Raw genomic sequence first — 22,535 nt, 5'->3', positions numbered from 1 at the left:
CCCGCGGTCACACGGGAGGAGTCGCGCAGACGGGAGGAGAACCCGGGGGCGTACGCCCTCCCGCCTGCACATCTCCTCCGCACCGCACGGGCGTCACAGGGCGGCTTCGTGGATCTGGCGGGCGTTCGGGGTGCGGGCCGTCGTGACCGGGTGCGTGGCGAGGATGACCTTGCCGCGCGAGTGCAGCTTGTCGAGATCGTTGTAGGCGTCGGCGATCTCGGCGAGCGGGTAGAAGCCCGAGACGAGCAGGGTGAACGCGCGGACGCGGGCGAGCTCGGCGACGCGGCGCAGCAGATCTGTGCCCTTCGCGACCGCCTCGGGGTCGCTGTCGAGCAGGCGCAGCTCGATGTCGCGTCGGTCGGCGCTCGAGCGGTAGCGGCCCGCGGGGATGCCGAGCTGGGGAAGCAGCTCGTGGCCGTCTTTGCCGAAGTTGTCGATCATGGCCGTGATGGGGCGGCCGTCCGCCGCGCGGCGGATGCGGTCGACGAGGCCGTCGCCGTATTTGACGGGCTTGATGCCGAGCTGACGGAGATAGTCGAAGTTGCGCTCCCCGCACGTTCCGATCACTCTTGCCCCGAGGTGCTTCGCGACCTGCGCCTCGATGCTGCCCACCCCGCCGGCAGCGGCGGAGATGACCACGGTGTCGTCGGCTCCGATGCGCAGCTCGTCGAGCACCGTGAGCGCGGTGGCTCCGGCGAGGTAGAGGCCGCCCGCGACCTCCCACGTCACCTCGCGGGGCTTTCGCACGAGGGCGGCGGTCGGCACGTTCAGGTACGTCGCGTGCGCGCCGCTCGAGACGTGCCCGATGACGTCCTGGCCGAGGGAGAACGCCGTGACGCCGTCGCCGCGCGCGACGACCACGCCGGCGAACTCGCTGCCCGACCGTCGCGGCCAGTCCTCCTCCCAGGCCGACTCGCGGCCCGTCCGCAGGAACCCGTCGATGTGGCTGATGCCGGCGCTGATCACCTCGACGGTCACCTCGCCCGGGCCCGGCGAAGGGAGATCGTGCGTCCTCAGCTGCAGGACGTCGGCGCCGCCCAGCTCGTCGTACTCGTAGACATCCGTGCGAGGCGGTTTCTTGGACACGATCCACGACCCTTCGTCGAAGCACGCGACAGTGCGTCACCCGGCGGCCGGACCGGAAGCCGGTCGTCGTAGAGCTATTCGTAGCAGAACGGCGCCACGATGCAAGACCTTTCTCCGGATGCTGTCAGGCGAGGGCGTCGGCGAGCGCCGCGACGATCCGGGTGCCGCGGTCGTCGCCGGCCTCCATCAGGTTCGTCACGAAGGAGAAGCCCACGCGGCGACCCGGATCGGCGAAGGCCACCTGTCCGCCCGCACCGTCGTGGCCGAAGCCGTCGGGCGAGAGGTAGCGCCGCGCCTCGGAGTCGAGCTGGAACCCCATGCCCCAGCGCGGCCACGGGGGCGCGGCCTCGAAGAAGGGGCGTCCGGAGCTCACCGGCACGGTCGCGGCCGCCCGCGCCTCGTCGCCGAGCAGGCGCACCCCGTCGGTCGGGGTCACGGTCGCCGACCAGATCGCCGCCAGGGCCCGCGCCGACGCGACGCCACCAGCGCCGGGGATCTCGGCCGCCCGCACACGCGGCGAGTTGAAGCCGATGCCGTCGCCGACGAGGGACGCCGGCAGCGCCCCTCCGAGGGTCATCGCCCGCGCGGGCCACGACCGGCCGCCGTCGGGCCGGAGCATCTCCTCCGTCGCGGCGGCGAGGGTCGCGCCGATCCGCATCGGCGCCACGCGCGGCTCGATCGCCGCGGGCAGCCCGATCCAGGCGTCGGCGCCGAGGGGGCCTGCGACCTCGTCGCGGAAGAGGTCGCCCACCGAGCGGCCGGTGCGTCGACGCAGCACCTCGCCGATGAGCCAGCCGTGTGTGATCGCGTGGTAGGCGTACTCGTCTCCCGGGGTCCACAGCGGTTCCTGTTGGGCGAGCACCCCGGTCACGCGCGCCCAGTCGACGATGTCGTCTTCCGAGAGGTCGACGCGCGGCGCCGACAGACCCGCGCGGTGCGCGAGAAGGTCGGCCACGGTCGCGCCCCGCTTGCCGCCGACGCCGAACTCGGGCCAGAGCCCCACCACGGGGTCGCCGTATCGCAGATCGCCGCGCTCGACGGCGCGGGCGGCGAGGATCGACATGAGCCCCTTGGTGCAGGAGAAGACCACGCTGACGGTGTCCTCGCGCCAGGGCGCGCCCGTCTCAGCATCCGCCACGCCCGCCCAGACGTCGACCACGGGCTGTCCGTCGACGCGCACGGCGAGCGCTGCCCCCATGTCGGGGCGCCCGTCGAAGGCCGAGCCGAAGGCGTCGATGACCCGGTCGAACCGGGCATCAGCGCTGCCGTCGATGGCGATCATGCGCGTGCACCTTCCCGGTCGCCGGCGAGCACCAGCAGTCCGTCGTCGTCGGCTTCGAGCCTCCGCGGGTCGCCGATGCGGCCCTCGAACGATCCGTCGACCATGTTCTCGAACCCCATCAGAGACAGCGCTCCGTCGGTGTCGCGCACGATCCGCCCGGCGTAGAGGCTCTCATCCACGAGCAGACGAGCCTCGCCCGCGTCGATCCACCCCGTCTCTGGGTCGCGTCGCGCCACCCAGATGCCGCCCCGCTGGCCGGCGCGGTCGCCGGCGAGGTGGGCGCTGTCGCACGAGAAGATCACGACCTCCACGCCGTCGCCCGACACCACCTGCGGCACCTCGAGGTGCGCGAACCCCGAGCCCGGAGCCGAGACCCGCGCCTCGACCGTCCACTCGACCAGGTCGCGCGATCGTGCACGGGCGATGACGCCGCGGTCGCGGTCGTCGGCGGCGCCGCGCGCCCTGGCCGTCAGCAGCATGTGCCACTCGTCTCCGACGCGGAAGACCCACGGGTCGCGCCACGCCTCCTCGTGCCAGGTGCCGTCGGCGAGCACCTCGTAGCGCTCGGGGTCGGCGCTCAGCGCGAAGGGCAGCTTCGTCCAGTCGTTCAGGTCGCTCGACTCGGCCATCGCCACGGTCTCGACGTTCGTGATCTCGCCGTCGCGGAAGAACCGCGACCCCGTGTAGAACATCAGCCAGCGCGCGTCGTCGCGGACGACGCATCCAGTCCACACGGCCGACGCGTCGATCGACCCGTCGGGTCCGGGTCCGATCACCACCCCGAGGTCGTCCCAGTCGCGCAGGTCGGTGGAGACCGCGTGCCCGATGCGGGCGTTGCGGTGCCGCAGGTCGGGGTCGCCGAGCGAGCGCGGCGCGTGCAGGTAGAAGAGGTGGAACGTCTCGCCGTCGCGGGCGATCCAGAAGTCCCAGACCCAGGAGTCCGGTCGGGAGAACGTCATACGGGTGTCCTGTCGTGGTGAGCGGCGGCGGCCAGGGGCGAGCGGGGGCTCACCCCTTCACCGCGCCCTGCAGCAAGGCCTTGATGAACTGTCGCTGGAAGATCAGGAACAGCACGATCGCGGGGGTGATGATGATGAGCGCTCCGGCGTTGAGGAGGGGGATGCTGAGCGAGTACTGCCCCTGGAAGAAGGTGAGCGCACCGGCCACCGTGCGGTTCAGCGGGTCGGCGATGAGTACCACCGGCAGGATGAACTGGTTCCAGGTCCAGATGAACAGCAGGATCGCCAGCGCCGAGAGCGCGGGCATCGCGAGCGGAAGCTGGATGCGGCGGAACTCCTGCCACGTGCTCGCTCCGTCCACCCGCGCCGCCTCGCCGAGCTCCGGCGGCACGTTGATGAAGTGCGCGCGCATCCAGAACACGCTGAACGGCATGAACAGACCGATCAGCGGGAAGATGACGGCCCACTGCGTATTCAGGGTGCCCATCGCCTGCGCCTGGTAGTAGAGCGGGATGATGAGCGACTCGAACGGGATGGTGAGACCGAGCACGAAGAAGATCAGGATGCCGCGACCGCCCTTCACGCGGAGGCCTCCCAGCGCGTATCCGGCGAGGGTCGCGATCAGCAGGCTGATCGGCACGACGCCCAGCACGATGAGGGTGCTCGATCCCATGAGCCGCAGCACGTTGCCCGTCTCGAAGGCGGTGACGAAGTTGCCCCACTGCGGATCGCTCGGCCACTCGATGCCGGTCGGGTTGCGGTCGGCGGGTGCGAGCGCGGCCGAGAGCATGCTCACCAGCGGGATCACGGTGAGGATGAGGGCGAGGATGAGGAGCGTCCGGCCGAGGATCACCTCGGTGCGGTTGGCGATCATCGGGATTCCGTCCGGGACAGGCGCTGGATGGGCAGCACGACGATGAGGATGAGCACCATCAGCACGATGCCGAACGCCGAGGCGAGTCCGACGTCGCTCTGGGTGAACCCGATGCGGAAGATCGACAGACCCGGCACGAGGGTGGCCCGGCCGGGCCCTCCCTGGGTGGAGGTGTAGATGATGTCGAAGCTGCTGAGGGCGGCGATGACCGTCAGCGTGACGAGCACGGCGATCTCCTGACGCAACCCCGGGAGCGTGATGGTGAAGAACTCACGCCACCAGCCGGCGCCGTCCAGACGGATCGCTTCGTAGAGCGAGACGTCGATCTTGCCGATGCCGGTGAGCAGGAGCACGGTGCACAGACCCGTGAGCACCCACGACCCGATGAGGCCCACGGCGGGGAGCGCGGTGGTGTAGTCGGCGAGCCACGACCGGGTGATCCAGCCCAGGCCCACGCCGCTGAGGATCTGGTTGACCGCGCCGGTCTGGGCGTACATCCACGACCAGGCGATACCGGCTGCGGCGAGCGGGATGATCTGCGGGAGGAAGAGGATCGTCTGCGAGATGCTGGCGAACGCGCCCGCCTTCATCGAGCGGATGAGCGTCGCGAGCACGAGCCCGACGCTGACCGGGATGACCGTGAAGAAGGCGATGAGCAGGAACGCGTTGCGGATCGCACCGAGCAGGTCGGGGTCGGTGAACACCCGCAGGTAATTCTCGACGCCGACCCAGGTGGCCACGCCCACGCCGTTCCAGTCGTAGAACGAGTACTGCACGCCCTGGATGAGCGGCCAGATCACGAAGCCGACGTAGGCCAGCAGCGCCGGCACGAGCAGCGCCCAGCCGACGAGCGTGGCCCGTCGGGCCACCGCGATAGCAGTGGCCCGACGGGGGGTTCGCGAACCCGCGACGGCTGACGCCGGGGTGTTCCCCGGCGCCAGCACGTCGGGGTCGATCGCGGGTCGGGATGTCACCCGCCGACCTCGCTCTCGTAGAACTTCTGCACGCGCTCGGTGAACTCGGCCCCGGTGATCTGGCCCGTCACGAGGAGCTGCGATTCGGGGATGATCGATCCGGCGTAGATGCCGGCGGTGGTGTTGGCCATGAAGTCGACCTGGCCGTTCTCCTCGCCGATCTGCGCCGACATTTCGAGCGCCTTCTCGATGAGCGAACCCGACTCGACCTCGGGGAGGGCGAGCGAGGGGTCGCCGCCGGGCGAGGCACCGGTGACGTCGACGATGATCTGGCGCGCGACCGGGTCGGTGTGGATCCAGTTCAGGAAGTAGACGATCTCGTTCTTGTGCTGCGATTTCGCCGCGACCGAGAACGAGTTGGCCGCTCCCATCGCGACGTGGTCGCCGCCCTCCTCGATCGGGGGCACGAGGAAGAATGTCACGTCGTCGCCGAGGGCGGCCTGGTAGTTCGCCGCCTCCCAGTTGCCGTTGAAGGTGAACAGCGCCCCGCCGTCGGAGAACTGGCTGACGAAGGTGAAGTAGTCCAGCGCGTTGATGTCGGACGGGAAGTAGCCTTCGTCGGCCCAGCGCCGGATGAGTTCGGCGCCCTCGGTGTTGCCCGCGGTGTTGTAGGTGGCGCCGGGCTCGTTGAACATCCACGCCATGAACTCGTCCTTGTCGGCGTACTGGTTCATCGCGGCCTGCGTCACGAAGTTGACCACGCCGTCCTTGTCGCCGGCCATGATGGGCTGCACGCCACCGGCCTTCGCCGTGGCGAGGTCTTCCTCGAGCTCGGCCATCGTGGCGGGGGGTCCGTCTATGCCCAGCTGGTCGGCCAGTGCCGTGTTCATGTAGATGCCGGTGATGCTGTAGCCCAGACCCAGCTGGTACAGCGGCCCCGAGCCGCGGACGCCGTCTTCGCTCATGCGCAGCGGCGCGAGCTGCGAGGCGGGCCACGCGTCCCATCCGTACGCGTCGAAGTACGGGTCGAGGTCGAGCACGAGCCCGTCCTTCACCGTCTCGCCCAGGGTGGGGAGGCGGATGAGATCGGGAGGCGTGGAGCTGGCGAGGAGCTTGGGGGCGTTCGCGGTGAGGTTCTGGAACGTGTCGCGGGTGATGGTGAAGGTGACGTTCGGATGCTGCTTGGTGAACTCCTCCGTCAACTTGTCGGTGACCGGGAATCCGGTCTCGTCGGCGATCGTGAGGGTGACCTCGTCGGAGGTCAGCTCGGTTGACACGTCGACGGCGTCGGCACTGGTGTCGGGGGCGGCGGCACCCGGCGCGCAGGCCGAGAGCACGACGCCGACGACGGCGAGAGCGCCGAGGGCGATCGCGCGGCGCCCTGCGGGGCGGCGGGATGAGGGCATGAAACGACTCCTTCGTCATGTGATGCGCCCCGGTGTGGGTCACCGGGGTGGTGCGGGTGTTTCGGGGGATACTGCGCGTGCTGAAAGGTTTTAGCACCCTCATCATGAGATGCGTGCCCGGGTTCTGTCAAGTGTGCGAAGCGGCGATAGCATCCATAGGTCGAGAGGATGATCGATGGCGACCAAGCGCGTGACGCTCGCCGATGTCGCGCAACGAGCGGGACTATCGGTCAGCGCGGCGTCGCTCATCCTCAACGGCCGACCCGACACCCGGTTGTCGAAGGACGCCCATGACCGCGTGCACACCGCGGCGACCGAGCTCGGCTACCGTCCGAACATCGCCGCGCGAGGGCTCCGCACCGACAAGACCTCGACGTTCGGCTTCGTCTCCGACCTCGTCGCGACGACCCGTTTCGCGAGCGGCCTCATCAAGGGCGCGCTCGAGGCGGCACGCGCCGCCTCGCACGTCGTGCTCGTGATCGAGACCGACGGCGACCCCGCCCGCGAGGAAGAGGCCATCGCGGCACTCGTCGATCGCCAGGTCGACGGCATCATCTTCGCGACCATGCGCGCTCGCGAGCTCTTCGTGCCCGAACTCCCCCGCGGCACCGCCGCCGTGATGCTCAACGCGATCAACCCTGGCCACCCCGCGTCCGTCCTCCCCGACGAGTACAGCGGCGGGCGCGCCGCCGTGCGCCTGCTGCTCGAGGCCGGTCACCGCGACGGCATCGCCCTCATCGGCCAGAGCGACGACGCCGAGCGCGACGTGTTCCGCTCGACGACCGTCGCGCGACGCGTCGCCGGGGTGCGCGACGCGATGGCGGAGGCCGGGGCGACCTTCGCCGCGGAACGCTCGATCTGGCTCTGGGAGCCCGACCACGGGTACGAGGCCGTCCGCGACCTCCTGGCGTCGGGGCCGGCGCCCCGCGCGCTCATCTGCATGAACGACCGTCTCGCCTTCGGGGCCTACCAGGCACTGAGCGAGGCGGGGCTGTCTGTGCCGGGCGACGTATCGGTCGTCTCGTTCGACAACGACGAACTCGCCGCCTACCTCCGCCCGGGCCTGACCACCATCGGACTGCCGCACGAGGCGATGGGGCGTCGTGCGGTCGAGCGGCTGCTCGACCCGGGCGAACCCGGCGAGTCGCTCATCCCGATGCCCGCCATCGAGCGTGCCTCGATCGCTCCCCCGCGGCGCTGACCCGCCCCCACCCAGCCCGCGAGACGTCATCCGGGATACGACACTGCGCACGAGGGTCGCAGTCTCGTATCCGCGGTGAGGTCTCGCGGTCGGGGGGGGTCGGGGGCGACCCGTCAGGCGAGCGCCAGCTCGACCGTGGTGAAGGAATGCGGCGGCAGCTCCACCGTCAGCACCCCGTCCTCGCCGAGGGCCGCGGCGATCGGGCGCGGTGCGACGCGTTCGGGCCCCTCGACGTCGTTGAACGACGACGCCGCGTCGCCCGTGAGCGTGCGCGCGCGCACGACGCTCGCCGCCCGCCCACGGAGGTCGAGCCGCACCGTGCACGCGTTGTCGGCCGACAGGTGGGTCATCGACACCAGCGCCGTATCGTCGCGGGTCGACGCCGAGATCGACACGAGGTCGAGATCGTCGCCGCGCACGGTGGTCGTCGGCGTCTCGAGCACGTGCACCGGGAGGCCCGCCGCATCCTGGTGCCCCTTGTTCATCTCGAACACGTGATAGGTCGGGGTGAGCACGAGGTTCTCGCCGTCGGTGAGCACCATCGCCTGCAGCACGTTGACGGTCTGCGCGATGTTCGCCATCGTCAGGCGACGCGCGTGACGGTGGAAGACGTCGAAGTGCAGACCCGCGACGAGGGCATCGCGCACGGTGTTCTGCTGGAACAGGAAGCCCGGGTTGGTGCCCTCCGCGGCGTTCCACCACGTGCCCCACTCGTCGCACACCAGCCCGACGCGGTTCTGCGGGTCGTAGGAGTCCATCACGGCGACGTGCCCACGGACGATGCGCTCGATCCCCGCCGCATAGGCCACCGTCTCGTAGTACTGCGCGGTGGTGAACTCGGTCGCCTCCTCGGTGTTGATGCCGGATCCGGAGTGCGTGTAGTAGTGGAAGGAGATGGCCTGATAGGGGAGGTTCCCGCCCATCGTGCAGCCGTGGCACTCCGTCAGCGACTTCATGAGCGTGCGGGTCCACTCGAGGTCGTCCTCGTTGGCGCCCGCCGCGATCCTCGTCAGCGAGTTGCCCCCGTGCTCGTGGCAGAAGGTCGCGTAGCGACGCGCCTCCTCCGCGTAGAACGACGCCGACATGTTGCCGCCGCATCCCCATGCCTCGTTGCCCAGCCCCCAGAACGGCACGCGCCACGGCTCGTCCCGACCGTTGTCGCGTCGCAGTCTCGCCATGGGGCTGTCGTCGGCCCGGGTGAGGTACTCCACCCACTCCGACATCTCCTGCACCGTGCCGCTGCCGACATTGCCGTTGACGTAGGCGTCGGCACCGAGGAGGTCGCAGAGGTCCATGAACTCGTGGGTGCCGAAGTGGTTGTTCTCCACGACGTCGCCCCAGTTGGTGTTGGCGATCTTCGGTCGCTGCTCGCGAGGCCCGATGCCGTCGCGCCAGTGGTAGGTGTCGGCGAAGCATCCGCCCGGCCACCGGAGGTTCGGGATGTCGAGGGCGCGGAGCGCCTCGACGATGTCGAGACGGATGCCGCGCACGTTCGGGATCGTGGAGTCCTCCCCCACCCAGAACCCGTCATAGATGCACCGGCCGAGGTGCTCGGCGAAATGACCGTAGAGGTGACGGCTGATGCGATCACCGGTGACGTCGAGGTCGATCACGGCGCGTGCCGTCGAGGTCATGATGCTCTCCATGCGGTTCGGGGTGTGAGGGGGGCGAGCGACGGGCGTTCGGCGGTGGTGGCGAGGTCGATGCGTCGACCCTCCCGCGCCGACGCCGTCAGGGCGGTCATGATCTCGAGCACGTGCAGGGCGACGTCGCCGCCGGCCCGCCCGTGACCGGCGACGACGTCGATCAGGCCGATACCGCGCCCCGCGCCCTCGTAGCCGGCGCGGGGCTCGATCACCGTGCCCTCGTCGGAGGGGGAGCGTCGCAGCCTCACCTCCCCGGCGAACGTGTTCGGATCGGGCACCGTCAGCGATCCGAGTTCGCCGTGCACCTCGAGGGGGGCGGCGGTGGTCGCCACCGCGTCGAAGCTGAACGTCACCGTCGACACCGCGCCGCCGGCGTGCTCAAGCACGCCGGTCACGTGCGTATCGACCTCGACGGGGATGCGCTCACCGGCACGAGGGCCGGTCGCGATGACGCGTTCGCCACGCGGTCGTGACGACACCCCCGACACCCGCACGACGGGACCGAGGAGGTGGAAGAGCGTAGTCAGGTAGTAGGGCCCCATGTCGAACAGGGGGCCGCCCCCGGCGAGGTAGTAGAAGTCGGGATTCGGATGCCAGGCCTCGTGTCCCGGGGCGACCCAGGTCGCCGTCGCCGACACCGGTCGGCCGATCTCGCCGGCGTCGACGACCGCTCGTGCGGTCTGCACGCCGGTGCCGAGCACGGTGTCGGGGGCCCCGCCCACCCACGCACCGCCGGCGGCCGCGACGACCTCGCGCGCCTCGGCGAGCGTGGCGGCGAGCGGCTTCTCCCCGTAGACGTTCTTGCCCGCAGCGAGCGCCGCGAGGGCCACCGACGCGTGCGCGGCGGGGATCGTGAGGTTCAGCACCGTCTGCACCTCGGGGTCGGCCATGAGCTCGTCGACGGAGAGGGCTCGGCACCCCGGCACGCGCTCGGCGGTCGCCCTCGCGCGGGCGGGGTCGAGGTCGGCGACGGCCACGATCCGCACCGCGTCGAGACCGATGAGGGTCTCGAGATACTGGGCCGAGATGACCCCGAGCCCGACTATTCCGATTGCGTGCGGCTGGCCCACAGCATCCCCCTCTCGATGATGGTGCGGACGTTGGCGTCGGCGAGCACCTCGACGTCGTGCCCGGGGGTCGCGACGAAGACGCGCCCCCGCCCCCACGCCCGCGTCCAGACCGCCGGCGAGGTGATCGGGCGGTGCCAGGGATGGTAGGGCTGCACCGGGTGGGTGGTCGTGGCGAGCACGTCGTTGAGGTCGTCGGTGAGCACCCAGTACTGCTCGGTGCGCAGGGCGAAGCCATCGATACCGGCCATGATCGACGAGGCGCGCCCGGCGTCGGTGACCTCGATCGTGTGATCGACGAAGTTGTCGCGCTCGTCTCCGGGGCGCTCATCGGGGTGCCGCGAGGGGTGGGTGGCGAACTGCCCGCCGACCAGCTGCAGGTAGTCGGAGCTGTCGCGGTAGGAGTCGGCGATGCCGCCGTGCCACCCCGCGAGCCCGGTGCCGCGCTCGACCGCGGCGCGAAGCCCCGCGACCGCCTCTCGTGAGGCCTGCGCCATCGTGACCGACTGCACGACGAGGTCGACGGCGTCCATCGCGTCGCTGTCGGCGTAGACCTCCGGGTCGGACTCGGTGCGCACGTCGAAGCCGTTGTCGCGCAGGAACGGCACGAAAAGGTCGGTGGCCTCGACCGGATGGTGTCCTTCCCACCCGCCTCGGACGATCAGGGCGTGACGTGCGGTCATGACGAACTCCTCGGCGCAGAGGTGGTCGGAACGGGAGGCGGCGGAGCGCTTCCCCGGGTGGGGACGGCATCACCATGCCACACCCCCTGGACCGACCGCGCAGATATTGCGCAAAATAGGGAGGTGCCCGCATCCGCCCGATCCACGCTCGCCGACGTCGCGGCGGCGGCGGGGGTCAGCGTGACCACCGCCTCGCGCGCTCTGCGCGGCCGGGGAGAGATGGCCGCGGCCACGCGTGCGCGGATCGTGACCGCGGCGACGACCCTCGGGTACACGCTCGATGGAGAGCGGCGGGGTCGCCCGCGCGGAGGCACCGCCCGGCTGATCGACCTCGTGCTCTCGCACTTCCACAATCCGTACACCGAGGAGGTCACCGCCGGCGCGCGGACCGCGGCCGCGCACCTGCGCTACGACCTCGTGCTGACGACCGAGCGCGACGATCCCGACGACGACTGGCCCGTCCGCGTCCGGTCCCGCGGGAGTGCGGGTGTCGTGCTCGGCCTCATCCTTCCGACGGCGACGCAGACCGCGGTGATGCGCGAAGCGGGCATCCCCGTCGTGCTACTCGAGCCGCCCAGTGGTTCGTCGCGAGGGCTGCCGAGCGTACGCTCGACCGATCGCGCCGGGGGCTCGGCGGCGGCGGAGCACCTCATCGCCCGGGGCGCGCGCCGGTTCGTCGTGATCGGGGGCAGCCCTCCCTATCGCTGGGGTCGGGCGCGCGCCGAGGGCTTCTTCGAGACGCTGGATGCTGCGCTCCCGCGCGCCGCGCGCGTGCACGAGAGTGCGAACTGGGGTGCGACCGAGGCGCGCGAGGCCTGCGTGCGAGCCCTCAGGAGCCTCGCCGGCGACGGACCCGTCGGGGTGTTCGCCTGTTCGGACGAGATGGCCGCGGGGGCCTACCGCGCCGCCGCCGACCAGGGCCTGCGGGTCGGCGTCGACGTGCTGGTGGTGGGGTTCGACGACCTGCGCGGTGCACGGTGGCTGCAGCCGTCGCTGACCACCGTGCGCCAGCCGATCCGCGAGATGGCGGCCACGGCGGTGCGGATGCTCGCGGCCGGGGCACCCGCCGGCGACGAGATCGTGGAGCTGCCGACGGAGCTCATCCCCCGCGGCTCCACGCGGGGCTCCGGCGGCTGACCCCGCATCCTCCCCCGCCGGATGCGGGCATTCGGGCCGGCCGCGGGCATTCCCCCGCCCGAGGCCCGCGCGCGGGACGATCCCCCGCATCCCATGCGCACGCCGGACGCCGCCCCGCCCTCCCCCAGGCCCACGACCCGCCGGCGCTCAGGCGCGCTGGGCGATGACCTCTCGCCAGGGGCCCCAGTCGGGGTCGTGCGCGGGCCACACCTCGACGCCGTCGAGCGCGTCGAGGTCGTGGAGGCGCCGGATCGCCGCATCCGCGCGATCATCGCCGTCGTCGCCGACCGTCGACCCGCACCGCACTCCCTCGGTGACGTTGCGGCGGAGGTCGGCCGCGTCACCGGCGCGCACGACGGTGCGCTCCCCGAGCTCGACCACGAACGACTGGTGGCCGGGGGTGTGCCCCGACGTGTCGATGGCCCGCAGCCCGGGCGCGAGGTCGGTGTCGCCGATCAGCGTGACGACCGAGAGCCCCTCGCGCACGACGTCGTCGACGAACAGGAACCCCGCGCGCGCGTCGTCCACCGTGCGCACGTGCTCCCACTCCCGCTCCTGCAGGAGGAGGGGCTGGTCGGGGGCGAGCAGGCGCGCCGCCCCGGTGTGGTCGAAGTGCACGTGGGTGATGGCCGCCGCGGCAAGGTCGCCCCAGTCCAGTCCGGCCGCCGCCACCTGCTCGACGAGCGGGTCGCCGGCGGGCACCAGCGGCGTGTAGTTCTCGTAGTCGAAACTCGCCACGCGCCGATCTCGGTCACGGATGCGGGCCGGGTCGAACCCGCCGTCGACGAGCACCCACCCCTCGTCGAAGACGACGGCGGCGGCCGTGACCGGTTCGAGGAGGAACCGGAAGAAGCTGCCGCCGGCGACCGAGACGCCCTCCGGGATCGGCTCGTAGCCCACCACGAAGGGGACGAGCCGCCGCGGGCGACCGCCGAGGCGGAGGGGCGCCGCATCCGCCCACGGCGTCGACGTCACGACCGCGCCGCCGATGCCAGGTAGGCCCGCCATCCGCCGAAACGGGTGATGTCGGCGGCACCCTCCAGGGCGACCGTCTCGCACAGGAAGCCCGAGACGGTCGAGCCGTCGGCCAGTCGCGCGGTGCCGATGCCCATCGGTTCGGGAAGCGCCGCGACGAAGCGGCCGAAGCCGGCGGCCGGCAGCCGCCAGACCTCCCCCTCGATCGGTGCCCCGCCGTCGGCCACGCGCACGAGGCCGGGCTTGGCGGGCGTGGTCGCGAGGGCGAACAGGCGGTAGTCGGGCGCTGTCGAGACCGACGCGACGAACGATCCGCCGGCGGCGACGAGCTGGTGGTTGAGAGGTTGACCCCGCAGGTGCGCGCCGACCACGAGCACGTCGACCGGAGGGGCCGACACCCGCTCGGCGAGCTGCGCGAGCGTGCGGTCGGCGAAGGGGGCGCCGGTGAGCATGACGCCGAACGGCTTGCCGCCGACGACCCCCGCCGGCACGGCGAGCGCGCTGCGGTCGAGGAGGTTCGCGAAGTTCGTGAAGCGCCCCATGCGGGAGTTCGCCCCCACGGGGTCGGCCGCGACCTCGTCGAGGGTCGGATGCCACGTGGTCGTGGGGGTGAGCAGCGCCACCGTTCCCGCGAGTCGGCCGAGGCCCTCCAGCCCGAGTCGGTCGAGCCGCTCACGGTCGCGGAAGTAGTCCGCGGCCCGGGCGTCGGCACCGGCGAGCACGATGCCGGCGACGGTCGGGTCGATGTCGGTGCCGATGAGCTCGCGGTTCGCCTCGATGAACGCGCCGACGGCCGCCGTGCGCTCGGCGACGAACGCCCCGCCGTACAGGAGCGATGCGGCCTCCAGGAGCGGCGCGATGTCGACCTCGACGATGTCGACCCCGGATGCGGCGAGCCTGCCGACGACGCCGCGGAACGCCTCGATCCACCCCTCGGCGAGACCCTCCAGGTGCTCGGCCGTGGGGATGGCGACGACGGGTCGGGCATCCAGCGGTGGCGCGGGCACGTCGACGCGGGCCCGCGGATCGACGCCGTCGGGCCCGGCCATGAGCTCGGCGGCCTCGCGGGCGAGCGGGAGTTCCCGCGCGAAGACGGTCACGCAGTCGATGCTCCGGCAGGCGGGGACGACACCGGTGGTCGGCACGAGACCGACGGTGGGCTTGACCCCGACGATGCCGTTGAGGGCCGCCGGCACCCGCCCCGACCCCGCCGTGTCGGTGCCCAGGGCCAGGTCGACGACCCCGAGCGCGGTCACGACCGCCGATCCCGAGCTCGATCCGCCGGAGATGAGCGAGGGGTCCCAGGCCCCGCGCACGGCGCCGTAGGGGCTGCGCGTGCCGACGAGGCCGGTGGCGAACTGGTCGAGGTTGGTCTTGCCGAGCACGACCGTTCCGGCCGCTCGCAACCGCGCCACCGCCGGGGCATCCGACTCCGGTTCGTAGGCGTACGCGGGGCTCCCCGCGGTGGTGGGCAGGCCCGCGACGTCGATGTTGTCCTTCACGGCGAGCACGGTTCCCGCCAGGGGGAGCCGTTCTCCCGCGGCGACCCGGCGATCGATCTCGGCGGCCTCCGCGAGCGCCTCCGCCTCGGGCCGGAGGGCGATCCACGCCTCGGGACGGTCGATCTCGGTGTTGCGGGCGTACGCGGCGGCGACCCGCTCGACCGCGCTCATCGGGCGACCTCCACGACGGCCAGCAGCTGCCCGGCCTCCACGCGCTCCCCCGGTCGTACGAGCACGTCCCGCACGATTCCCGCCTGTGTCGCACTCACGGTGGTCTCCATCTTCATCGCTTCCAGCACCAGCATCCGTTCTCCTTCGGCAGCCTTCCGCCCCGGTTCGGTCTCGACCTTCCAGACCGCCGCCGAGAAGGGCGCGCGCACCGCGATGCAGCCCGGCGGCAAGGGGTCTTCGACGGGGGCGGTGGCGACGGCATCCGATTCCACGGGTCGATCGAATTCGCCGGCCTCGCGCCAGCGGTCGCGTTCCTCGCCGAAGGCACGCTGTTGACGATCGCGGAACGACGAGATGCCCGCCGCGTTGTCGGCGAGGAACATCTCGTACTCGGCGAGGCGGAACTCGCCCTCGGAGGTCTCGAACTCGCCGCGGCCGGCGTCGGTCTCGGCGCGCAGTTCGAGGAGCTCCTCGGCCGACACCGGGTACCAGCGGATGCGGTCGAAGAACCGCAGCGCCCAGGGGTTGTCGGCGAACAGGCCGCCCCGCCGGAACCTGTTCCACACCTGCACGGTGCGACCGACGAACTGGTATCCGCCCGGCCCCTCCATTCCGTAGATGCAGAGGTACGCGCCGCCGATCCCCACGGAGTTCTCGGCGGTCCAGGTGCGGGCCGGGTTGTACTTCGTGGTGACGAGCCGATGACGCGGGTCGAGCGGTGTCGCGACCGGGGCGCCCAAGTAGACGTCGCCGAGACCCATCACGAGGTACTGCGCGTCGAAGACCGTGCGGTACACGTCGTCGACGCTGTCGAGCCCGTTGATGCGGCGGATGAACTCGATGTTCCACGGCGTCCAGGGGGCGTCGTCGCGCACGCCCGCCATATACCGCTCGATGGCGAGCCTCGTCGCCGGGTCGTCCCACGACAGCGGCAGACGCACCTCCCGCGAGGGCACGACGAGTTCGCTCGTGGGCGGGAGGTCGTCGTCGAGCTCGCGGAGGAGACCGACGAGTTGCGAGGCGCGGAGCACGGATGCGTCGGTGTGCACCTGCAGCGATCGGATGCCGGGGGTGACGTCGAGGATGCCGCGGGGGGCGTGCTCGGCGAGGCGCGTCTGCAGCGCGTGCACGCGCATGCGCAGACCCAGATCGAGCTCCTGCGCGCCGAACTCCACGAGGAGGTTGTCGTCGCCGTCGCGCCGGTAGGTGACGCGCGGGCGGTGCACCCCGGTGGCGTCGACGTCGGCCTCCCGCACCGAGATGACCCCGTCGTCGCCGTCGCCGCCGCCGACGAGCGGCGGGGCACCGAGCGAGCGGGCGGAGTCGAGCCCGGCGGCATCGGCCTCGCGCACCGGCACGAAACGCAGCGAGTCGCCCGGGCGGAGCTGCCCGATCTTCCACAGCTCGCCGCTGGCCACGACCGCCGGGCAGACGAATCCGCCCAGGCTCGGGCCGTCGGGTCCGAGGATGATCGGGGTGTCTCCGGTGAAGTCGAGGGCTCCCACGGCGTAGGGGGTGTCGTGGATGTTCGAGGGGTGCAGGCCCGCCTCTCCGCCGTCGGTCCGCGCCCACTCGGGCTGCGGACCGCTCAGGCGAACGCCCGTGCGCGCCGAGTTGACCTGCACCGTGTATTCCGCGGCGTAGAGCTCGTCGATGTCGGCGCGGGTGAAGAACTCGGGAGCGGCGTGCGGGCCCTCGGTGACGCCGATGCGCCACTCCCGCCCGATGTGCGGTCGCCTTTCGGGCGGGGTCGCGCCGCCGGGAGCGGCCGGAGCGACGGCGGCGGAGCGCAGCACGTCGCCGGAGACGAGCGCCCGCCCGCCGTGACCGCCGAACCCGCCGAGCGTGAAGGTCGCCGCGCTCCCGAGGTAGGCGGGCACGTCGATCCCGCCGCGGATCGCGACGTAGGTGCGGATGCCGGGGCCGGGCGACGCGCCGATGCGCAGCGTGCCGCCGGCGGGCACCTCGACCGGTTCCCAGAGCGCGACGGCCGCACCGTCGACCGTGACGTCGACCGGCGCGCCGGTGACGCATACCGTCGTCGCCGCGGTGAATCGCAGCGTCGGTCCTGTCAACGTGACCTCGAGTCCGGGCGCCTCGGGAGGGTTGCCGACCGCCAGGTTGGCCTCCCGGAACGACACCGCGTCCATCGGACCCGACGGCGGGACGCCCACCTGCCAGTATCCGAGACGGCCGGGAAGGTCTTGCACGGTGGTCATCATGCCCGGCTCGAGCACCTCGACCCGCGGGTCGGGATCGCCGATGCCGTCGAGGGTGCCGGTGTCGTGGGTCGCGTCGCGGACGTCCGGATGCTGCGCGATCTCACGCAGCATCCCGGTGCCGGTGACGATCCCGTCGACGCGGGTGCCGGCGAGCGACGCGTGCAGCAGGTCGAGAGCGTCGTCGCGGGTCGCCGCGTGCGCGATGACCTTCGCGAGCAGCGGGTCGTAGTACGACGTCACCTCCATCCCCTCCTCGATCCAGGAGTCGACACGGACGCCGTCTGCCTCCGGGAGGCGGACTCCGGTGACGAGTCCGGTCGACGGGGCGTTGCCGCGGTCCGGGTCCTCGGCGTAGATGCGCGCCTCCACGGCATGCCCGTTCGGCTGTCGCGGAGCGTCGAAGAGCGAGGGGTCGACGGCCTCGGGTCCGCCCGCCGCGAGGTCGAGCATCAGTCCGACCAGATCGAGACCGTAGACGGCCTCGGTGACCGGATGCTCGACCTGCAGACGCGCGTTGACCTCGAGGAAGTAGGCGGCCTCGGCGACGGGGTCGTAGACGAACTCCGCCGTGCCCGCGGAACGGTAGTCGACGCTGGCGGCGAGGGCGGCGGCCGTGGCGTGGAGCTGTGCGCGCACGGCGTCGGGGAGGCGCGGCGCCGGGGCCTCTTCGACGACCTTCTGGTTGCGGCGCTGCAGCGAGCAGTCGCGGTCGCCCAGCACGGCGACGCGCCCCGCCCCATCACCGAACAGCTGCACCTCGACGTGGCGCGCCGGGCGCACGAACTTCTCCACGAAGAGTCCTGACGACCCGAAGCTCGCCTGCGCCTGACGGGTGACAGCGTCGAAGGCCTCGGCCACCGCGGCGGCGTCTCCGCAGACCCGCATGCCGATCCCGCCGCCGCCGCCCGTCGCCTTGAGCATGACCGGGAACCCGATCGACTCGGCGGCCGCCACGGCGGCGTCCCGCGACTCCAGCACGCCGCTGCCCGGAAGCAGCGGCACGCCGGCCGCGGCAGCGAGCTCGCGTGCGGTGTGCTTCAGCCCGAACGCGTCGAGCTGATCGGGAGTGGGACCGACCCACGCGAGACCGGCGGCCTCCACGGCCCGGGCGGCTCCCGCGTTCTCGGCGAGGAACCCGTAGCCGGGGTGGATCGCTCCGGCACCCGTTCGGGCGGCCGCCTCGAGGACGGCGTCGAGCAGCAGGTACGACTCCGAGGCGGGAGCCGGCCCGAGCCGAACGGCGGTGTCGGCCTCCCGCACGTGGGGGGCCGCCCGGTCTGCGTCGGAGTAGACCGCGACCGTGCGGAACCCGCGCTCTCGCGCGGAGCGGATGATGCGACGGGCGATCTCGCCGCGATTGGCGACGAGCAGGGTGTCGAAGCCCCTCACGGGCGCGTCACGATCATGCGCAGCGGCGTGCAGCTGAAGTCGTTGCAGGGATTGTTCATCTGCGGGCAGTTCGACACGACCACGAGCACGTCGCGCTCCGCCCGCATCGCCACGCGCTTTCCCGGCGCCGACATCCCGTCGACGATCCCGAGCGACCCGTCCGCCTCGACGGGCACGTTCATGAACCAGTTGAGGTTCGACACGAGGTCGCGCGCCCCGAGCCCGTGACGGGCGGCCTCGGCGAGGAAGTTCTCCCGGCACCCGTGCTGGAACAGGGTGTGGTGGCCGTACCGCAACGTGTTCGACTCCTTGCTGCACGCTCCACCGATCGTGTCCTGGCGGTCGACCTCGTTGCCCACCACCGTCATCAACGGTCGCCCGAGGTTGCTGCGCAGCACGGTGCCGGTGCGCACGTACACGTTCTGCTGCCAGGCGATGGTGTCGGCGGCGCTGTAGCGCTCGTCGGTGTCGGCGGCGGCGTAGACGAGGAAGTCGGCCGACTGGTTCCCTCCGACGTCGACGATCGTCAGCACGTCGCCGACGGCGACGACGGCCGACCAGGCGGCCCGCGGTGCGACGCGCTGGTCGAGCACCACGGCGCCGTCGACGAGCGGGCTCGACCAGTCGAGGGGCGCGTCGGCGGCGTGAACGGGGCGGTCGGGAACGGTGGTGATCATTCTGGCGTCCTCTCAGAGACCGGCGAGCTCGGCGTAGGCGGCGGTGTTGCGGTAGGCGCGTTCGCGTTCGGGGCTGGCGTGGAAGACGTCGTCGTCCTCGCCCGTCGGCCGTTCCGTCCAGGCGACCACGCGCAGCGGGCCCACGACGTAGTCGTCGCGCGGATCCAGCGCGTGGGGCACGTTCGCGACGAGCACGATCAGCGGCAGCTCCGCGCGGAGGTCCACGTGGGCACCGGCACCGGCCGAACCCTGCCAGGCGAGCGAGCCGTCGGCCTCGGCGCGCACCCCCTGGAAGAACGAGATCGCCGGGGGCAGGTCGCGCGAGGTCAACCCGTGCTTGGCGCCAGCGAGCCGGAGCAGCCCGTGCCCGGACGGCGACGGCCCCTCGGGCAGGGCGTCGCCGTACTTGCGCTCGTTCCAGGCGTCGCTGGTCGTGCCGCAGAACGCGTCGTGCCGACCGGACGTGTCGGCGACGATCGTCGCCAGCACGCGCCCGTCGCCGGAGAGCAGCGGGTGCCCGGCGCCGAGGTAGGCCTGCCACGGGATCTTCTGGGTGTCGGCGACGTTGATCCGCTCCCAGGGTTCGACGGCGTTGAGCACCACGACGCTCGCGCAGGCGTCGCCCGTGGGGTCGATGAGGCGGATGCGGGTACCCCGCGCGACCCGAAGATGCGTGTATCCGCCGGGGGCCACGGTCTCCGCCCACCGGAGCGCTGCCGAGTCGACCTCGGCGGGGGCGAAGGGGGCGGAGGCCGGCGGGAGGTAGGGCATCCACTCCGACGAGGCGGCGCGGGCACGGGCGTCTTCGCGAGCACGTCCGACATCGCCCAGGGCGAGCTTTCGACCGTCCATTCCCGATCCTTTCTATCGATTGACAGGTATGACACCACGTCGGCGTTTCGCCCGTGTTACGGCGGCACCGTTACGGTGGGAGCATGGCGCCGGCGAGAACCGGACGACCCCGCGCGGCGGGTCCGTCCCCCACCGGGCAGGGCACCCGGGCCGACGTCCTCACCGCGGCGGCGGCCCTGTTCTGCACCCGCGGGTACACCTCCTCCAGCACGCACGCGATCGCGGAGGCCGCCGGCATCCGCCAGGCCTCGATGTATCACCACTTCGAGCGCAAGCACGACATCCTCCTCGCCCTCCTGCTCGAGACCGTTCAGCCGTCGCTCGAGGTCGCCGCCCGGCTTCTCGCCGACGACGACGAGCCCGCGGCGCGCCTGTGGGCGCTGTGTGTCGCCGACGTGCGCCTGCTCTCGGCCGGACCCCACAACGTCGGCGCTCTCTACCTGCTGCCGGAGGTGTCGGAGGACGCCTTCCGCCCCTTCCGCGAGCGGCGCAGCGAGCTCGAGACGACCTACAAGACACTGGTCGCCGCCAGCGGCCTCACCGCCGACCGTGTCGGCATCAGCACGAGCCTCGTGCTCGGCCTGGTCGAGAGCGTGATCCTGCAGCGCAAGCGGGGCGTCGAGATCACCGACCGCACGGCGGAGGCGATCGCGTCCGCCGCCCTGCGTGTGCTCGACCTGGATCCCGCGGTCATCTCCCGCGCCGAGCAGCTCGGCACCGGCGTTCTCGACCGCATCGCCTGACCGGCGTTCGTCGGCCGACGAACGAGCGCTCCGTCGCTCCGCGCCCGCCCGGGCGGATTTCACAGGACTGTTACACAGCCGACATCGCTGACGGTGCCGCGGATGGAGATTCTTTCTGTCAAGCAACAGAAAGCCCATCCGACCGCCTTTCCCCGCCCGGGAGTGCCCATGATCATCTTCGGAGTCGCCCTCAGCGTCGTCGTCATCCTCGTCGTCGGCATCGTCGTCGCCCGCAAGGTCGACGGCGACAGCGCCAATTACCTCGTCGCCGGACGACGTCTCGGCGTGCCCCTCGTCGCCGTCTCGCTCACCGCCGCCGCCGTCGACGCGAACGCCACGGTCGGCAACACCGACCTCACCTCGCAGTTCGGATTCTGGTCGGGGGCGTCCCTCGCGATCGGGCTCGCCCTGTGCCTGCTGCTGACGGGTCTGTTCCTTGCGAAGCGGATGAACGCGATGAGGCTGTTCACCCTCGGCGACTTCTTCCGGCTGCGCTACAACCGCCCCACCGAACTGGCCGCCTCGGCACTGATGGTCGTGTCGTTCACGATCCTCCTCGCCGGCAACCTCGTGGCCTGCGGGTTCCTCCTCGAGCACTTCGCGAACATCCCCTACGCGTGGGGCGTCATCCTGGCCGTGGTGCTGGTGCTCGCTTACACGATCGCGGGGGGCCTGTTCTCCGATGCCTACACCGCCGCGATCCAGACCGCGATCACGGTCGTCGCGGCCGTGGTGCTCCTCGCCTGGGTGGCGATGTCCTACGGCATCGTGATCCCCGAGGGAATGGGCCCGTTCGACCTCGAGCAGCTGAGCGACCCCGCGGCCGGCGCCCCGATCAACTGGGCGACGCTGGTCTCGTTGGCCATCGGCGACATCGTCGCGATCGACTTCATGCAGCGGATCTTCGGCGCCAAGAGCCCCTCCGTCGCGCAGCGGTCGTGCTTCATCGCGGCCGGCCTCACCGCCGCGATCGGCACCGTCTTCGCGATCGTCGCGCTCAGCGTGTCGGCGACGCTCGGCATCTCGGTCGAGGACGGCCCCGTGCTCTTCACGCTCCTGGGCGACTTCGCCCCGCCGCTCGTAGCGATCCTGGTGCTCTCGGGAATCGTCGCCGCGTCGTTCTCGACGGCGTCGGGTGCGATGCTCGCGACCTCCGCGATCGCGGTGCGCAACATCTTCACCGTTCGCCGTCACAGCGGCACCGGCCCCGATCCGCTCCTGCGCTGGACCCGCGTGGCCATGGTCCCGTTCGTGATCGGCGGCGCGTTCCTCGCCATCCAGGTGAGCCAGACCGGGATCCTCCTGACCCTCGCGTTCGACCTCATGCTCGCGTGCCTGGCGGCGCCGTTCCTGTTCGGCGTCTTCTGGAAGCGCCCCGGGTCGGCCGCAGCGCTCACCGCGATGGCCGTCGGGTTCGTGGTGCGCATCGCGTTCCTGGCGCTCACACCCACCCTCTACGGGGTGCCGAACGACATCTTCTACGTGCCGAACACCCTCGTCGGGCCGGAGTTCGACGGCTGGGCGACGCTGGTGGCCGCCGCGGTCGGGTTCGGAACGTTCGCGCTGGTCGCGGCGATCTCGGGACGTCGCGAGTCGGAGGTGGCGGCCGAGGCGCGCATCCGCGCCGACCTCGACGCCGAGCGCGAGTCGTCGGAGGCGGCGGTGCCGGCCCCAGCGTGAGGGCGTGACACCCGCATCCACGTTCATAATGGATCCAATTATACTTATGCCGGATCCATTTCCCGGCGG

General features: G+C 71.6%; 18 protein-coding genes. 4 read left to right on the top strand and 14 right to left on the bottom strand.

The annotated features are described in order from the left end of the window. Positions 1 to 93 precede the first annotated feature (93 nt). The 6 genes from DEU34_RS01780 to DEU34_RS01755 form a co-directional block, all read right to left on the bottom strand. Positions 94 to 1,086: an NADP-dependent oxidoreductase gene (locus DEU34_RS01780; RefSeq protein WP_121148323.1), complete on the bottom strand. Its 993-nt coding sequence runs from the start codon at positions 1,084 to 1,086 to the stop codon at positions 94 to 96. A 124-nt stretch (positions 1,087 to 1,210) separates the two neighbouring features. Continuing rightward, positions 1,211 to 2,368, bottom strand: a complete 1,158-nt coding sequence (locus DEU34_RS01775) for a serine hydrolase (RefSeq protein WP_121148321.1) — start codon at positions 2,366 to 2,368, stop codon at positions 1,211 to 1,213. Then, positions 2,365 to 3,327: a glycosyl hydrolase family 32 gene (locus DEU34_RS01770; protein ID WP_121148318.1), complete on the bottom strand. Its 963-nt coding sequence runs from the start codon at positions 3,325 to 3,327 to the stop codon at positions 2,365 to 2,367. Before DEU34_RS01770 ends, DEU34_RS01775 begins: the two co-directional genes overlap by 4 nt. A gap of 49 nt (positions 3,328 to 3,376) precedes the next feature. Continuing rightward, positions 3,377 to 4,201 (bottom strand): carbohydrate ABC transporter permease, encoded by an 825-nt coding sequence (locus DEU34_RS01765; protein ID WP_121148316.1) that lies wholly within the window; start codon positions 4,199 to 4,201, stop codon positions 3,377 to 3,379. Beyond that, a complete protein-coding gene (locus tag DEU34_RS01760; RefSeq protein WP_396652109.1) occupies positions 4,198 to 5,076 on the bottom strand; it encodes a carbohydrate ABC transporter permease in 879 nt (292 codons plus the stop codon). The genes DEU34_RS01765 and DEU34_RS01760 overlap by 4 nt, the downstream gene beginning before the upstream one ends. 95 nt (positions 5,077 to 5,171) lie before the next feature. Then, positions 5,172 to 6,521: an ABC transporter substrate-binding protein gene (locus DEU34_RS01755; RefSeq protein ID WP_121148314.1), complete on the bottom strand. Its 1,350-nt coding sequence runs from the start codon at positions 6,519 to 6,521 to the stop codon at positions 5,172 to 5,174. Positions 6,522 to 6,696: 175 nt separating this feature from the next. On the opposite strand from DEU34_RS01755, the gene DEU34_RS01750 reads away from it, so the two are divergent. Beyond that, entirely contained in the window at positions 6,697 to 7,722 is a 1,026-nt protein-coding gene (locus DEU34_RS01750; protein WP_121148311.1) for a LacI family DNA-binding transcriptional regulator, read from the top strand. 113 nt (positions 7,723 to 7,835) lie between these two features. Here the strand turns inward: DEU34_RS01750 and DEU34_RS01745 are convergent, their stop codons facing one another. From DEU34_RS01745 to DEU34_RS01735, 3 genes are read right to left on the bottom strand one after another with little or no spacing between them, the layout of a single operon-like run. Then, the gene (locus DEU34_RS01745) at positions 7,836 to 9,356 is read right to left on the bottom strand and encodes an alpha-N-arabinofuranosidase (protein WP_121148309.1); all 1,521 of its coding nucleotides are present in this window, start codon (positions 9,354 to 9,356) and stop codon (positions 7,836 to 7,838) included. Beyond that, the gene (locus DEU34_RS01740) at positions 9,353 to 10,438 is read right to left on the bottom strand and encodes a Gfo/Idh/MocA family protein (protein WP_121148307.1); all 1,086 of its coding nucleotides are present in this window, start codon (positions 10,436 to 10,438) and stop codon (positions 9,353 to 9,355) included. The genes DEU34_RS01745 and DEU34_RS01740 overlap by 4 nt, the downstream gene beginning before the upstream one ends. Beyond that, the gene (locus tag DEU34_RS01735) at positions 10,411 to 11,118 is read right to left on the bottom strand and encodes a ThuA domain-containing protein (RefSeq protein ID WP_121148305.1); all 708 of its coding nucleotides are present in this window, start codon (positions 11,116 to 11,118) and stop codon (positions 10,411 to 10,413) included. Before DEU34_RS01735 ends, DEU34_RS01740 begins: the two co-directional genes overlap by 28 nt. 123 nt (positions 11,119 to 11,241) lie before the next feature. Between DEU34_RS01735 and DEU34_RS01730 the strand changes: the two genes are divergently transcribed. Next, complete coding sequence (locus DEU34_RS01730) at positions 11,242 to 12,255, top strand: LacI family DNA-binding transcriptional regulator (protein ID WP_259460001.1); 1,014 nt, start codon at positions 11,242 to 11,244, stop codon at positions 12,253 to 12,255. A 147-nt stretch (positions 12,256 to 12,402) separates the two neighbouring features. Here the strand turns inward: DEU34_RS01730 and DEU34_RS01725 are convergent, their stop codons facing one another. The 5 genes from DEU34_RS01725 to DEU34_RS01705 are packed head-to-tail and all read right to left on the bottom strand — an operon-like array spanning position 12,403 to position 20,043. Further along, positions 12,403 to 13,263, bottom strand: a complete 861-nt coding sequence (locus tag DEU34_RS01725; RefSeq protein ID WP_121148300.1) for an MBL fold metallo-hydrolase — start codon at positions 13,261 to 13,263, stop codon at positions 12,403 to 12,405. After that, positions 13,227 to 14,903: an allophanate hydrolase gene (gene atzF / locus DEU34_RS01720; protein ID WP_121148297.1), complete on the bottom strand. Its 1,677-nt coding sequence runs from the start codon at positions 14,901 to 14,903 to the stop codon at positions 13,227 to 13,229. The genes DEU34_RS01725 and atzF overlap by 37 nt, the downstream gene beginning before the upstream one ends. Beyond that, positions 14,900 to 18,514 (bottom strand): urea carboxylase, encoded by a 3,615-nt coding sequence (uca, locus tag DEU34_RS01715; RefSeq protein WP_121148295.1) that lies wholly within the window; start codon positions 18,512 to 18,514, stop codon positions 14,900 to 14,902. The genes atzF and uca overlap by 4 nt, the downstream gene beginning before the upstream one ends. Beyond that, positions 18,511 to 19,191 carry an urea amidolyase associated protein UAAP2 gene (locus tag DEU34_RS01710; RefSeq protein WP_121148292.1) on the bottom strand — a complete coding sequence of 227 codons (681 nt, stop codon included), beginning with the start codon at positions 19,189 to 19,191 and terminating at the stop codon, positions 18,511 to 18,513. Before DEU34_RS01710 ends, uca begins: the two co-directional genes overlap by 4 nt. A 12-nt stretch (positions 19,192 to 19,203) precedes the next feature. Beyond that, positions 19,204 to 20,043, bottom strand: coding sequence for an urea amidolyase associated protein UAAP1 (locus DEU34_RS01705; protein ID WP_121148289.1), 840 nt, complete (start codon positions 20,041 to 20,043; stop codon positions 19,204 to 19,206). Between the two features lie 83 nt (positions 20,044 to 20,126). Here DEU34_RS01705 and DEU34_RS01700 point away from each other — a divergent pair, with 83 nt between their 5' ends. After that, positions 20,127 to 20,786, top strand: a complete 660-nt coding sequence (locus tag DEU34_RS01700) for a TetR/AcrR family transcriptional regulator (RefSeq protein ID WP_121148287.1) — start codon at positions 20,127 to 20,129, stop codon at positions 20,784 to 20,786. A 168-nt stretch (positions 20,787 to 20,954) separates the two neighbouring features. Then, complete coding sequence (locus DEU34_RS01695) at positions 20,955 to 22,466, top strand: sodium:solute symporter family transporter (RefSeq protein ID WP_183042310.1); 1,512 nt, start codon at positions 20,955 to 20,957, stop codon at positions 22,464 to 22,466. The last annotated feature ends 69 nt before the right edge of the window (positions 22,467 to 22,535 follow it).

The sequence above is a fragment of the Microbacterium sp. AG1240 genome, from assembly GCF_003635115.1.
Classification (GTDB): domain Bacteria; phylum Actinomycetota; class Actinomycetes; order Actinomycetales; family Microbacteriaceae; genus Microbacterium.
Note: the sequence above shows the minus strand (reverse complement) of the source record. Positions and strands in the feature narration are given on the sequence as shown.